This window comes from Chroococcus sp. FPU101 (assembly GCF_017312365.1).
Taxonomy (GTDB): Bacteria; Cyanobacteriota; Cyanobacteriia; order Cyanobacteriales; family Microcystaceae; genus Chroococcus.
This window is the reverse complement of the sequence record NZ_BLJI01000001.1, coordinates 388,419-400,513: the sequence shown is the minus strand read 5'-3', so window position 1 is coordinate 400,513 and position 12,095 is coordinate 388,419. Positions and strand designations below refer to the sequence as shown.

Genomic DNA, 12,095 nt, shown 5'->3' with positions numbered 1-12,095 from the left:
CTATGTTACTTAAATCAGAAATCGCCGTCGCTAAAAATACAGTCTCCTATTCTCCTAATGTAGTTTTTTTCTGTCCTGAAGAATCACAATTCTATGCTCAGTGTATTGAGAAAATGGTACTCAATCAATGCTTTGAACAAGAAGAAGTGATCGAATTTGGTGCAGGTGAAGGCAGTCCTGTTATTAGTAGTCTATTAAAATCTCAGTTTAGTGGTACGATTCATGGTTATGAATTAAATCCAGTTTCTAGTAAACTCGCTCAAGAAAGAATTAGCCAGTATAACCTCAATAATAGGTATCAGATTCATAATCAGTGCTTTTTTGAGGGTTTTAGGAAGTCTCAAGCAACTTATTTAATTGCAAATCCTCCTTATCTACCCGCACTGGATAATGATATATGTATGCCTGCCTTACATGGTGGAATTGATGGTGCAGGAATAACGATGCAATTACTCTCAATGGGGTGTGAAAATGTCCTATTGATGATCTCTGCTTATTCTAATCCAATTGAAACCATTGAACACGCGCTGAATCAAGGTTATCAAGTGGTTGATTTTATGATTACACCCTTGCAATTTGGTTATTATAGTTCCGAACCTAAAGTCAGACAGCGTATCGAAGAGTTAAAGAAACAAGGTAAAGCGTTTTATTCGGAAAATGTGTATTTCCTAGCAGGCGTTTTGTTTAAAAAGCAATCACTCTATAACGTTGATCTCTCTCCTGAACTACTTAAAGTGATGAAAGCGTTATAAAATTACTGCTTAAAAAGTACCAACAAGACTTGAACAACCACAATTTTAATAATGGTACTGGTAGGAAAAACGATCGCATAACCTAGTTCTGGTTTATTCGTTGGAACCGACTTAGCTGCATAAGCAAGAATTGCTGGATTTCCTGTAACTCCAGCAACAACCCCTAAAACTTCGTCAAAAGAAAGCCGCATGAACCCTGAACCGAGAATAAAAGCTACGAAAACAACGGCTAAAGTAATGGCAATACCAACCCCTAATAATTGAAAACCCGTTTCTTGAACCGTCTTAACAAATTGTGGCCCAGATCTCATCCCTGCGACTGCCAGAAACAGGGTTAAACCAAAATTCCGCAGCGTTAGATTAGCTGATGGGGGAATTGTCCAAGTCAGATAGCCTGTACGTCCTAGCCATCCTAAAATCAGAGAAACAATCATCGCACCACCCCCCGCACCAAAGGTAAAAGTTCCCAGTACAGGTAAAGGGAAAGGAATTAAGCCAAATAATACCCCTAATACCATGCCAATACCCAGAGCAAGATAACTGACTTCTGAGGTACTGCGTGCCGAATTGCCAAAAAAGTTACGCACCTTTTCAAAGTGTGTGCGTCTAGCTACTGTCCAAATGCGATCCCCTGCTTCTAAGACTAACCCCGAATGAGGATACAAAACCGCGTCACCTCTTTGAATTGAAATAACGGTACATTGAGGGTTTTCGGCTAAATTCAGTTCACCTAACCTGCGTCCAATTACAGTCGTTTTAGAGACATAGACATCAAAATCATCTAAATCGGTATGATCTAGAATAATCTGTGCGTCGGTTTCTTCACCGAGCCAGTTTTTGACTTTTTCTAAAGCTTCACCCTGCCCCACTAATAACAGCGTATCACCAGCCTTAATTTTTAAACTCTTTTTTGGCATCCGATTGTGTCCATCTTGCCTTACAGCGATAATTTGTACCTCTGGTGGCATTTTTGCAGTGATATTCGATAAAGCTTTTCCCGCTACTTCTGGACGGCTCACCACTACTTCGACTTCTTGAACTCTTTTTGTTTTTGGGGTAGGGATTGTCGGGCGAAATAATTTTAGAGCAAAATACATACAGAGGATGGGACCTAGCACACCAAAGGGATACGCGACACTATAACCTACCGTCGGCAATTCTCCCCCTACTTTATCTGTCACTGATTGTAGTGCTGCTGTATTAACCAAAGCTCCTGAAAAGATTCCCGCGACTAATTGGGTTGATATTTTGAATTGATTTACAGCAAGCAGCGCAACCAGTCCACCTACTACCACACTAACCAAAGCAATTAAATTCTGTTTTCTACCCAATGGACTCATTAACCCTTCGATAAAAGATTTGCCGTATTGGATACCGATGCCATAAAAAAATAAAATTAGCCCCACTGTACTTAATATTGCAGCAGGAGACGCTTTTGGAGCAAAGGCACCAACCAACAACCCGACGAATAACACCGCACCCACACCAAGACTAAAACCAGCAATTGTAATTTCTCCAACCGCATAGCCAATACTAATGACTAAAAACAATGTTAATAGGGGTTGAGCCGCTAGAAATGTCCAAAACCACTCCATCGGGAATACTCCATGTGAGTCAGATGATTGTGATTGTTATCCTACGTCTCTTTTATTAAGATTTCTATAATATTAAATACGAATTTGCCCACACCTGATAATCATGATTTTTCGATGATTTCAACAACTTTAACCTTTAATGTCCCCTGATTTAATGAGATACTTAACGCTTGTTCTGGTTTAACTTGTTCTGTAGAACGGATTATCTGATTATTTTCTTGCCTAACGACAGCATAACCTCTTTGTAATACGGCTTTGGGGTCTAATGCAATTAATTTCTGTTGCAGTAAATGACATTTAGCCGTCGCTTGGATGAGTTGACGTGAGGTTTGGGGAAAACGTTTCAAACGAGTTTTGAGATATTCTAAATGTTCAAATTCTTCAGACAAACGATTTTTTAGACTATTAATTAAATGCTGTACTCGTTGCTGATGTTCTAAAACTAATTGGGAATAGGAAGGTACTGCTATTTCTGCTGCTGCGGTGGGGGTATGTGCGCGGTAGTCTGCTACTAAATCCGCTAACGATTCATCGCGTTGATGTCCAATTCCTGTAATAATCGGGATGGTACTTTCGACGATCGCTCTTACCACTCTTTCATCATTAAAGCACGATAGATCCTCGACTGCACCCCCTCCCCTAGCCAAAATAATTACATCAGCGCGACCATCTCGATTAACTCTTTCGATGGCTTGTACAATAGAATTGGGAGCCTCTTCACCCTGTACAATGGCAGGAGAGAATAATACCCTTAACCCAGGATAACGTTGACTGAGTGTACGTTGAATATCTCCCCAAGCAGCAGCAGTAGAGGAAGTCACGACCGCTACTATATTAGGATGAGTCGGTATGGCGCGTTTTCTTTCTAAATCAAATAAACCTTCAGCTTGGAGACGGTTACGAAGTTGTTGATATCTTAATGCTTGTAACCCTTCACCTGTTGCTAAACATTGTACAACCGTTAACTGATATTCTCCTCGTTTCCCAAACACGCGCAGACTTCCTAAGACAATAATTTGTTCACCGCGTTTCGGTTTTTCCATCAATTTCAATTTTTGGGAACCCCAGACAACACATTTTATCGCTGCATCGGAGTCTGAGAGGGTAAAAAATAAACCTTTGGGATGTTCTTGTAGACTCGATACTTCACCCGTGACCCAAACTCGTTGTAGAATGCGATCGTCTTCTAATAATGACTGAATATAGTCGGTTAACCCTGCAACTGAAATTACTTCTAAATCAACTTCCATTAAATCTTTTGCACCCTATCCTGATTCTCATGCGTGTGAAGAAAGCAGATTAATTATAGATTAACCTTTTATAATAGTCTTAGAGTATAAGCATTCAAGATTCAAGCCACCGTTAATGAGCATTTTAAGCGATATCTTTTCGACTGGAAAAAAAGAACTTACCCCCAAACCTCAACCTAAAGAACAAACTGGGTTACCGCGCACCCAAAAAAGCCGTAAAAGGGTAGAAATCAAATCACCTCAAGAAATTGAAATTATGCGACAGTCTGCACGTATTGTAGCGACTGTACTCAAAGAAATCTCCGAAATCGTACAACCAGGGATGACAACTGCTGACTTAGATACAATTGCCGAAAAACGTATCCGAGAAATGGGAGCAACACCAAGCTTTAAAGGTTATTATGGTTTTCCTGGTTCTATTTGTTCTAGCATCAATGATGAAGTTGTACACGGTATCCCCAACTCGAAAAAAAAGATTAGAACTGGAGATGTGCTAAAAGTCGATACTGGTGCATTTTATCAAGGTTATCACGGTGATTCTTGTATTACGATCGCAGTTGGCAAGGTTTCCCCAAAAGCGGAGAAATTAATTAAAGTAGCAGAAGGCGCGTTATATAAAGGAATTGAACAGGTTAAAGCGGGTAATTATCTACTTGATATTGCAGGTGCGATTGAAGATTATGTAAAAAGTAATGGTTTTACGGTTGTAGAAGAGTTTACAGGACATGGTGTCGGAAGAAATCTACACGAGGAACCATCTGTTTTTAATTTTCGTACTAACCAACTCCCCAACGTTAAACTAAAAGCAGGGATGACACTTGCCATAGAACCGATAGTCAATGCAGGTTCTAAGCATACTAAAACATTACGCGATCGTTGGACAGTCATTACAGTTGATAAAAATCTTTCTGCACAATTCGAGCATACCGTTTTAGTGACAGAAACAGGATACGAAATTTTAACTGATCGTAGCAAAGTTTAAATCAACAGTACACTTGCTCTTAGCCTAATGGAGTCATTAGGATAGTAGTGTCATGCCTATTTTATGATTATGCTTTTATTACAATTCAGTACATCCCAATATTGCCGTAAAGCGCGTTTAGCATTGGGGTATAAAAAACTTTCCTATCAAGTCGAAAATCTTACACCCGGTTTGCATATTCTCAAACTCAAACCGAAAACAGGTTTATCGACAGTTCCTGTTTTACTCCCCCAAGAAAACGGACAACCTGAAATTATTGCCGATTCTACACCGATTCTAAAATATTTAGAAACCTATCGAAGCGAACCTTCTTATATTCCTGCTAATCATCAAGAAAAAACACAAGCTTGGTTATTAGAAGATTGGTTAGACGAAAGTATCGGTACAGCGACTCGTTTTGTTTATTACCATTATCGCTTAGGAGAAGGAAAAGCGATCAATCCTTCTTTTTCTTCTCAGTTGGTCATTAATATTGTGCGGTGGCAATATAATATTAATCCCGCTTCTGTTAAATTAGCCGAAAGTCGTTTAGAAAATGCCATGCAGGTTCTCTCACCTTGGCAAACTCAACCCTATTTAGTCGGTGATAATTTTAGTGTAGCCGATATCGCATCCGCCGCTTTATTAAGTCCATTAGCCCTAATTCCTCATTATTATCAGACCTATCCTTGGCTATTTCAAAGAATTAAAGAAATACATCAAATTTGTTACGAACCTTTACCACCAGGGTTAAATTAAATTTACATAACATGGCTTGTTAGTAAAGTTTATTAGTCTATCATCTAGAATGGTTATAGAGATGCGATCGCTTATATCTCGACTATACTTACTAAAAATAATAATGACAATTCATGAAGAAACAATTGCAAAAATTCAACAACTGCCAGAGTCTGTAGTTGTTGTAGAAATTAGCGATTATATTGATTGTCTGCTAATTAAACGAAATACTCATAAACTAGAACTTTAGCAACAATTTACAGAATCTCTAGAACTTGCTGAACTAGATTTATCTGACTATTTATCTAATTTAGAAGATTATGAAACTCGTTTAGCTAACGAAGAAATTCATTGGTAAATTTTAGAAGAGGTGATGTAGTTTTATGGGATCTTAATCCAGTCAGAGGTACAGAACAATCAGGACAACGACCTGTAATTATTGTACAAATTGATCGAGCAAATGCAGCTAGTTCTCATAATATTATTGTTCCATTAACTTCTAAAACTATACAAACTCTTTTACCATCTCATGTTTTTGTACCATCTAAGTAGAATCATTCAAGATTCTGTTGTTTTATGCGAACAGATACGAGTTATTGACAAATCTAGAATTATTAGGATTTTAGGTCATTTAGAGCAAAGTTATTTAACACAAATAGAGCAAGCAATTTGTACAATATTAGACATTACTACAGTTTAAAGCTCAATTATTTTTATTTATCGACGCTCAAAGTTAAATTCTTCAAATTCATCAACATTCATTTCTTCTAAACGTCTACGCGATGATTTTTTCGGACTACTAAAAAATAAAGGAACAAATGAACCTAAGATAAATCCACTACCAACGCTGATAGATAAAAGAACACCTATAGGGATTTTAATCGACTCAAATTGCAAGAATTTTAAGGCATATGGGGTAATATTTTGGATAGAAAACACAGACATTGTAGCTATCCAACCCGCAATAATCAGTGATGTAATTAAATTAGCGATAAATCTCATATTGTTTCCTATATTAATGAATTATAATCCTAAACAATAACGAATGGCTGCTTCAACTTCTAGCAATTTCTCGTCTGATACTTGTCCTGATGCTTGAGTTGTAAAACGTGTTGTATCTATAGAACGAATTTGAAATCCAAGAAAAACAGTTTCTATTAAAAGACTGCTTTCTTTAGGTAAAACTCGTACATTTGTGGGAAAATCTTTTTTAACGTTTTCCCCTTTTGTGCCTACAAACACGGTAACTACCAAAGGAGATTGATTTATTAGATCAATTGATAAAATTAATACAGGACGTGTTCCTGCTTGTTCTTTTCCTTGAACTGGATTAAGATTAACAAAATATATTTCTCCTCGCCAAATCGTCATAATTTATTCAAACCATCCATATCGGTTATTAAAAACTCTTGATTAATAGCGGTAATCTCTGCCTGTATTTCTGGATCATTTGCCATTTCTATAATTTCTTTTTCTAATCTTTGTTTATTTGAAAAACGTTCAATTAATTTTTTTTTTAAACTAATTTTTTTTGTAATCCTTTTTAATAAAGTTTGTTGTTCTTCTTGAGATAAAGAATAAATAGATTTTTCAATTTTTTTAATTTTCTGAGAATCATTATTACCACCTCAGCTTCTAAGTCTATTTCTAATGATTCCACTGTTTTAATAACTCTTTTAACCGATCATATCCTAATTTCGGGGTCAGATCTCTATTTAATAATCCTCCATAGGGCATAAATGAGCCTCCGTCTGCTAAATCCCACCAACTAATTGCCTCAATATAATTCTTACTATAACAAATCGTATAAAATTGCTCAATCCAGTCGGCTTGTATGGTTTCACTCCAAGGAGAGCGCCATAACCCCGTTGGTTCTAGAAAATAAGAACTTTCATCTTTTTGAGTAGAAGAAGATACCCCTAATTCAGTAATATGAATCGGTTTTCCTAATTGACTAAATCGTTCTAATAATCGGTTAATTTCAAATAAATCTTGATCAGGATAATATAATTGTAATCCAATCACTTCAAAAGCGATATTAGCCTCTAAACAAGCTTTTAAATATTCATATGGGCTATGTTGGGGTGGTTTGCCATAAGATACATTTTCCGCCCACAGACAACAATTATTAATAATTCGGACAAGATTTGGATTACCTTTATAAGAAGCTTCTGATGCAATTTGTGTTAATTCGATAAACTGTTCTAGAAAAATCCTAATTCATTCGCCCAGATAATGCCGTGTGGTTCATTAATAATATCAAAATAGTTGATTTTACCTTGATAGTAGCGCGTAATTTCCTCGATTCGTTGAGCAATTATATTTTTGATTTCTGAATAAGGTTTTGTTCTCACTTCATCTGGAATACCCACCTCATGAAACCACACTAGCGGATGTCCTTTGGGGATAATTTGATGTTGTTGTAGCCAATTTACTTTTAAATTATTACTATTCCAATCTTTTTGACCTAGTTTAGGCTCAAAATATTTCCAATAAAAAGGAATCGTTGCAAAGTTGAATAATTCTTGAAATCTTTTATTGTATTCCTCTCCTTTCTGGGAATATCCAAAAAAGTTACACCCCACAAGAAAGTTTTTTCGTTCTTGTATTTTTTGTTTAGCTTGAATAAATACGGCTTCTTCCCCAACCCACAGACTTTCGACTAGACTAGAATTACACCATTTTAGTTTAGTTGCTATCTCATTTGTATTAATTGCTTTTTCTAAATCAGATTGTGCTTTTTCTAAACGTGATTCTAATGTACTAGGAAACTGAATCCCTTCTTTTTTCCATAGACTAACCGTTTGACTGACGCGATATAAACGAGACTCGGCAAACGCTAAATTAAGATTAAGTGGAAAATCTTGAGGTGAATAACCCTGACTTTTATTATCTGCATACAGTGTCACTTCACCAAATCCATCAACCAATATTTTTAAGGCAATAGCAAAAAGAAATTGCGGAGAGTCAGAAAATAATTTACCTGCTGTGACTTGTCTAGGAAGTTCAGGAATAGGGTTATCACGGAGATCTAAAAAATACAGATTATCTAATTTTTTACTGTCTAATAGGTTTCCTTGACTATCCCAAACTTGTATTTCTATTCTCGGTGTTGCTGCGTTTAAAATCAGATGTTTGTTAGTAATAACCGTTCCTACCGTAAATCCCCCAATACCTTGTAATAACTGACGACGGTTAATTTTAGTCATACTAGAACGATAAATCAGTGATAATTCTGATGGATTAATGGGAACAATAACAATGAATGAATCAGATTAATTGTTATGCCGTCCTATTCTGCATCCGATACTAACACCTTTTCCATTGAAATCAGTAACGCTGGCAAGCTATGGTTAATGCTAACGACTGGTTTTTATATTATGTTTACCCTCGTACCTGATAGTCATAGTCTGATGGTACAGTGGCCTTGGGTAGCTTTTTGGCAAATTGGGCTATTATGTCCGATTATCTGGCTATTATCCCTAATTTGGCACCACCGTCGTTTAAAACTTTTGGGAGGGTTAGATTGGGTGGTTGGAATTGCCACCATTGGGCTAATTTTTTCGATTTTAGGGACGGAATTTAAACCACAAGCTTTTTGGAATGTTTGGGCGGTTTTGGGCGGTTTTGGGGCGTTATATGCGTTGTTCCAATGGATAGGGAACTCTCAGCAACGTTATCAGTTACTCGTTAAGCAAGGCTATCTCAATCTTGCGTTTATTGTCATTAGTTTTTTCTTATGGTTGACACAAACGGTATTCCCAGAAATCTCTCGTTTAAATGCGTTGCAAGCATCAGGGGTGAATATACCTTTTGATTTTACCGTTTTGGAGTTACGCAACTGGGCCCCACTAGGACATCAAAACTATGTGGCAGGATATTTATTATTAGCATTACCCCTTTTAGTCGCTTTAGCTATTCTACAACCGAATCGACGATCGCTCTGGTGTATCGGTGTTGTTTTAGGAATCATTAATTTATACACTACCAGTTCTAAGGGAGGATGGTTAGGGTTACTGGGTTTATTAGGAAGCGGTTTAATGATTTTGATTTTTAAAAGTCGTCTTCCGCGTCGTTGGTTAGGAATAGCGGGTGTCAGCAGTCTGACGGTTTTATTGATGTTTATTTTTTCTAATAACCGTCTAAGACAAACCTTTGCTAACTTGACTTCGGGAGAGGGTAGTAACGAATTAGCCTATCGTTGGATTAATACAAATGTAGGATGGATGATGGGAAGTTCTCACCCCTTTACTGGTATCGGTGTGGGTAATGTTCCTTTAGCCTATCAGAAATATCGTCCGATTTGGGCAGGTCAAGAATCAGAGTTAATCTATCAGTTACATAGTACCCCCGTCCAACTTTTTGCAGAAATGGGAGTTTGGGGAATACTAACTATGATAGGTGCGATCGTTTGGTTAATCCACAATCTCATCCGTTATCGTTCCACCAATACAACTGATGATATTTTACTTTGGAGTCTGGTTAGTGGTTTATTTGCCTATGTGTTGATGAGTTTGACAGACTATCAGCTAGATAATATCCCTGTTAGTGGAACACTGATTATTTATTTTGCTGTTATAGCCTCGTTATTTTCCTCTAAAAAACAATTTTCTCATCCGATGCCTGTTTTTTATACAGGTTTAGGGTTAACCATTGCTGTTATCATTTGGTTAATCCCCATCCATCGCGCTTGGCAACTTTCTAATCAAGGATTTTTTGCATTGAACCAAGATAGAGTAGATGCTTTTAGAGCCTCTCTCGCGCAAGCACAAAAAATTGCCCCTTGGGAACCCTATTACCCCTACCAACTGGGATGGAATATCGGAAATTTAGCATATACAACTCAAAACCCGCAAGAAAGGCAAAAATTACTAAGTGAAAGTGTGACTTGGTTTGAAAAGGGTAATACTGCATCTCCCTATCAAGAATTTGGAAAAAGTAATTTAGGATGGTTATTACTCTCTTCATCTCCGACTGAAGCAACCAAAGCGTTTACTCAATCTATCCAACTTATTCCCGCAAAACAAGGTAATTTTTATGGATTGGGTTTAAGCTTACTCAGACAGAATAAAATAGAATTAGGAATAGATGCGATCGCATTTGAAGCTATTCGTCATCCTTTATTTATAACATCTCCAATCTGGCGTTCTAAAGGAATGCAACCGTTATATCGTCCTGTCGTCGAGAGAATGTACAGCATTTATGATAAATTACTCCAAAATCCCTCATCAGATTTATTAAAAAGCAATCTCCTACAAAGTTGTGGTGCGTTATCTTGGTGGATAGGAGACTATGCTAAAGCGCGTCAAGACTGGGATAAAAACGGAACATCACTGAGTCAAGAACTTTTAGCTTTATCAGAAGGAAAACCTGCATTATCTAATCATCTGATTGTGCAAGCATTTAATCAACCTAATTCTAGAATGACACTACTGAGACAAGCTTGGATCATCGAAAATAAAGAAGATCTTCCCACCAGTTTAGAACCCCAACTCCTCGCAAGCATGGCAAGTTCTAAAAACTTCATCCAATGGTTGAAAGAAAATCCACCTATTCTACAATATCGTAATCAAAGGGCTGGATTTGGGGTCAATAGTCGTCATATTGATGGAATACAACCCTATGATTATTATCCAATAGTCGAAAACCTCGCCTTAGCTACATGGTTTAGTGAAGTATTCCCCAACCCTAAATATTTTCCTGAATTAGACCTTGCTTTACAACCCTTGCATCAAGAACTACTTAAAAAGCTTTAAGATTCACTTAAACTTTTGACAAACTCTTCGACAACCGTAACAAATTCTTCTGTAGACTCATAAGGTAAAACATTACGCCCTGTAATTTTAACACCCTGTCCATGAGGAAGATGTTCTAAATAGTTTTCTAACCGTTCATCGGGACTTTCTACTTTTCCCTCTTTTCCAATACTTGACGCTTGTTCACCAAATACGACTAAAGTTGGTTGAGAAATAGCAGAAATTGCCCCACCATAGTTTTCGCGCCAAAATCCTGCTAAAAAGGAGAAGACTGCATAACGACTATTCAAATTTGTTGCACCTTTTTGCAAAAAATCTAACCATTCATCATCAATATCTGCTGCATTTGCGAATAATTGACGTTTTGAGAAAGATTTTAAGAATTCACGACGACGCGCATACTGATAAAAAGCTTTTCCAGCAAGAGAATTAAAAAATAAATTCCAGACTAATTTTTGTTGTAGAGGGTTACTCGCTTCTGTTATGGTACGCCAAGCAGGAGGGCCAGACAAGACGACACCTTTAATTAAATTAGGTGATTTTTGCAGTAATTTTATCGCTACGGGAAATAATGCTCCTTGTACGACTAATATTACTGGTTTTTTGACGTTATTTTCGATAAAATCCTTTAACTGTTCGCCCCAATCTTCGGGATAATAGGCAAGTGGCGGCATATCACTACTACCACAACCAAGTAAATCAGGGTTATAAATAGGATAAGCTAAACCCTTCTTAAACCATGCTTGAATGAAACGATGCCAAAACACTCCCGATAAACCAACACCGATAGGATGCAGTAAAACGAGGGTTAAACGCTCATCTGTTCTGATATCGTTAGTATTATAGGTATAGGAACAGCGATAGTTATTCCAGTAGTAGGTATTGACGATCGTTTTCATAAAACCGAAAAGAAGATGATTACTATTCATTATCTCGTTTTCGGGTCGTTAATGTTAAATGAGATTTTTAAAGACCCATTTTTAGGTTAATCTTGGCAAAATAGAAGTTAGATCCTTCAATCATAATGATAAAATTTCAACAGT

Annotated in this window: 14 protein-coding genes; 7 read left to right on the top strand and 7 right to left on the bottom strand. The window is 37.0% G+C overall.

The features are described from left to right. Window positions 1-2 precede the first annotated feature (2 nt). Window positions 3-752, top strand: a complete 750-nt coding sequence (locus CFPU101_RS01685; RefSeq protein ID WP_206813592.1) for a methyltransferase — start codon at window positions 3-5, stop codon at window positions 750-752. Between the two features lie 2 nt (window positions 753-754). On the opposite strand, the gene CFPU101_RS01680 is transcribed toward CFPU101_RS01685, so the two are convergent. Together CFPU101_RS01680 and xseA are read right to left on the bottom strand one after the other, a co-directional pair. Beyond that, window positions 755-2,347 (bottom strand): aspartate:alanine exchanger family transporter, encoded by a 1,593-nt coding sequence (locus tag CFPU101_RS01680; protein WP_206813591.1) that lies wholly within the window; start codon window positions 2,345-2,347, stop codon window positions 755-757. 101 nt (window positions 2,348-2,448) lie between these two features. Next, the gene (gene xseA, locus CFPU101_RS01675) at window positions 2,449-3,597 is read right to left on the bottom strand and encodes an exodeoxyribonuclease VII large subunit (RefSeq protein ID WP_206813590.1); all 1,149 of its coding nucleotides are present in this window, start codon (window positions 3,595-3,597) and stop codon (window positions 2,449-2,451) included. 115 nt (window positions 3,598-3,712) lie between these two features. Between xseA and map the strand changes: the two genes are divergently transcribed. The 5 genes from map (at window position 3,713) to CFPU101_RS25920 (ending at window position 5,996) form a co-directional block, all read left to right on the top strand. Continuing rightward, window positions 3,713-4,579 (top strand): type I methionyl aminopeptidase, encoded by an 867-nt coding sequence (gene map, locus CFPU101_RS01670; protein ID WP_206813589.1) that lies wholly within the window; start codon window positions 3,713-3,715, stop codon window positions 4,577-4,579. A gap of 69 nt (window positions 4,580-4,648) precedes the next feature. Next, window positions 4,649-5,317, top strand: coding sequence for a glutathione S-transferase family protein (locus CFPU101_RS01665; RefSeq protein ID WP_206813588.1), 669 nt, complete (start codon window positions 4,649-4,651; stop codon window positions 5,315-5,317). 103 nt (window positions 5,318-5,420) lie between these two features. After that, window positions 5,421-5,546, top strand: a complete 126-nt coding sequence (locus CFPU101_RS25930) for a hypothetical protein (RefSeq protein WP_277988721.1) — start codon at window positions 5,421-5,423, stop codon at window positions 5,544-5,546. Between the two features lie 101 nt (window positions 5,547-5,647). Continuing rightward, complete coding sequence (locus CFPU101_RS25925; protein ID WP_277988720.1) at window positions 5,648-5,848, top strand: type II toxin-antitoxin system PemK/MazF family toxin; 201 nt, start codon at window positions 5,648-5,650, stop codon at window positions 5,846-5,848. Then, window positions 5,826-5,996, top strand: a complete 171-nt coding sequence (locus CFPU101_RS25920; RefSeq protein ID WP_277988719.1) for a type II toxin-antitoxin system PemK/MazF family toxin — start codon at window positions 5,826-5,828, stop codon at window positions 5,994-5,996. The genes CFPU101_RS25925 and CFPU101_RS25920 overlap by 23 nt, the downstream gene beginning before the upstream one ends. 17 nt (window positions 5,997-6,013) lie before the next feature. Here CFPU101_RS25920 and CFPU101_RS01650 read toward each other — a convergent pair whose 3' ends face one another. From CFPU101_RS01650 to CFPU101_RS01635, 4 genes are all read right to left on the bottom strand, one after another. Beyond that, window positions 6,014-6,298 (bottom strand): DUF1049 domain-containing protein, encoded by a 285-nt coding sequence (locus tag CFPU101_RS01650; RefSeq protein WP_206813587.1) that lies wholly within the window; start codon window positions 6,296-6,298, stop codon window positions 6,014-6,016. 21 nt (window positions 6,299-6,319) lie between these two features. Then, a complete protein-coding gene (locus tag CFPU101_RS01645) occupies window positions 6,320-6,667 on the bottom strand; it encodes a type II toxin-antitoxin system PemK/MazF family toxin (RefSeq protein ID WP_206813586.1) in 348 nt (115 codons plus the stop codon). 276 nt (window positions 6,668-6,943) lie between these two features. Then, window positions 6,944-7,321, bottom strand: coding sequence for an endo-1,4-beta-xylanase (locus tag CFPU101_RS01640; RefSeq protein WP_242577713.1), 378 nt, complete (start codon window positions 7,319-7,321; stop codon window positions 6,944-6,946). Between the two features lie 179 nt (window positions 7,322-7,500). Continuing rightward, a complete protein-coding gene (locus CFPU101_RS01635; RefSeq protein ID WP_206813585.1) occupies window positions 7,501-8,505 on the bottom strand; it encodes an endo-1,4-beta-xylanase in 1,005 nt (334 codons plus the stop codon). A gap of 75 nt (window positions 8,506-8,580) precedes the next feature. Here CFPU101_RS01635 and CFPU101_RS01630 point away from each other — a divergent pair, with 75 nt between their 5' ends. Then, window positions 8,581-11,052 carry an O-antigen ligase family protein gene (locus tag CFPU101_RS01630; RefSeq protein WP_206813584.1) on the top strand — a complete coding sequence of 824 codons (2,472 nt, stop codon included), beginning with the start codon at window positions 8,581-8,583 and terminating at the stop codon, window positions 11,050-11,052. Here CFPU101_RS01630 and CFPU101_RS01625 read toward each other — a convergent pair. Continuing rightward, window positions 11,049-11,981, bottom strand: a complete 933-nt coding sequence (locus tag CFPU101_RS01625; RefSeq protein WP_242577712.1) for an alpha/beta fold hydrolase — start codon at window positions 11,979-11,981, stop codon at window positions 11,049-11,051. The genes CFPU101_RS01630 and CFPU101_RS01625 overlap by 4 nt on opposite strands. Window positions 11,982-12,095 lie beyond the last annotated feature (114 nt).

Coding starts and splice junctions, on each gene's coding strand:
- CFPU101_RS01685 (WP_206813592.1), top strand. CDS start 3: ATGTTACTTAAATCAGAAATCGCCGTCGCTAAAAATACAGTCTCCTAT.
- CFPU101_RS01680 (WP_206813591.1), bottom strand. CDS start 2,347: ATGGAGTGGTTTTGGACATTTCTAGCGGCTCAACCCCTATTAACATTG.
- xseA (WP_206813590.1), bottom strand. CDS start 3,597: ATGGAAGTTGATTTAGAAGTAATTTCAGTTGCAGGGTTAACCGACTAT.
- map (WP_206813589.1), top strand. CDS start 3,713: ATGAGCATTTTAAGCGATATCTTTTCGACTGGAAAAAAAGAACTTACC.
- CFPU101_RS01665 (WP_206813588.1), top strand. CDS start 4,649: ATGCTTTTATTACAATTCAGTACATCCCAATATTGCCGTAAAGCGCGT.
- CFPU101_RS25930 (WP_277988721.1), top strand. CDS start 5,421: ATGACAATTCATGAAGAAACAATTGCAAAAATTCAACAACTGCCAGAG.
- CFPU101_RS25920 (WP_277988719.1), top strand. CDS start 5,826: ATGTTTTTGTACCATCTAAGTAGAATCATTCAAGATTCTGTTGTTTTA.
- CFPU101_RS01650 (WP_206813587.1), bottom strand. CDS start 6,298: ATGAGATTTATCGCTAATTTAATTACATCACTGATTATTGCGGGTTGG.
- CFPU101_RS01645 (WP_206813586.1), bottom strand. CDS start 6,667: ATGACGATTTGGCGAGGAGAAATATATTTTGTTAATCTTAATCCAGTT.
- CFPU101_RS01635 (WP_206813585.1), bottom strand. CDS start 8,505: ATGACTAAAATTAACCGTCGTCAGTTATTACAAGGTATTGGGGGATTT.
- CFPU101_RS01630 (WP_206813584.1), top strand. CDS start 8,581: ATGCCGTCCTATTCTGCATCCGATACTAACACCTTTTCCATTGAAATC.
- CFPU101_RS01625 (WP_242577712.1), bottom strand. CDS start 11,981: ATGAATAGTAATCATCTTCTTTTCGGTTTTATGAAAACGATCGTCAAT.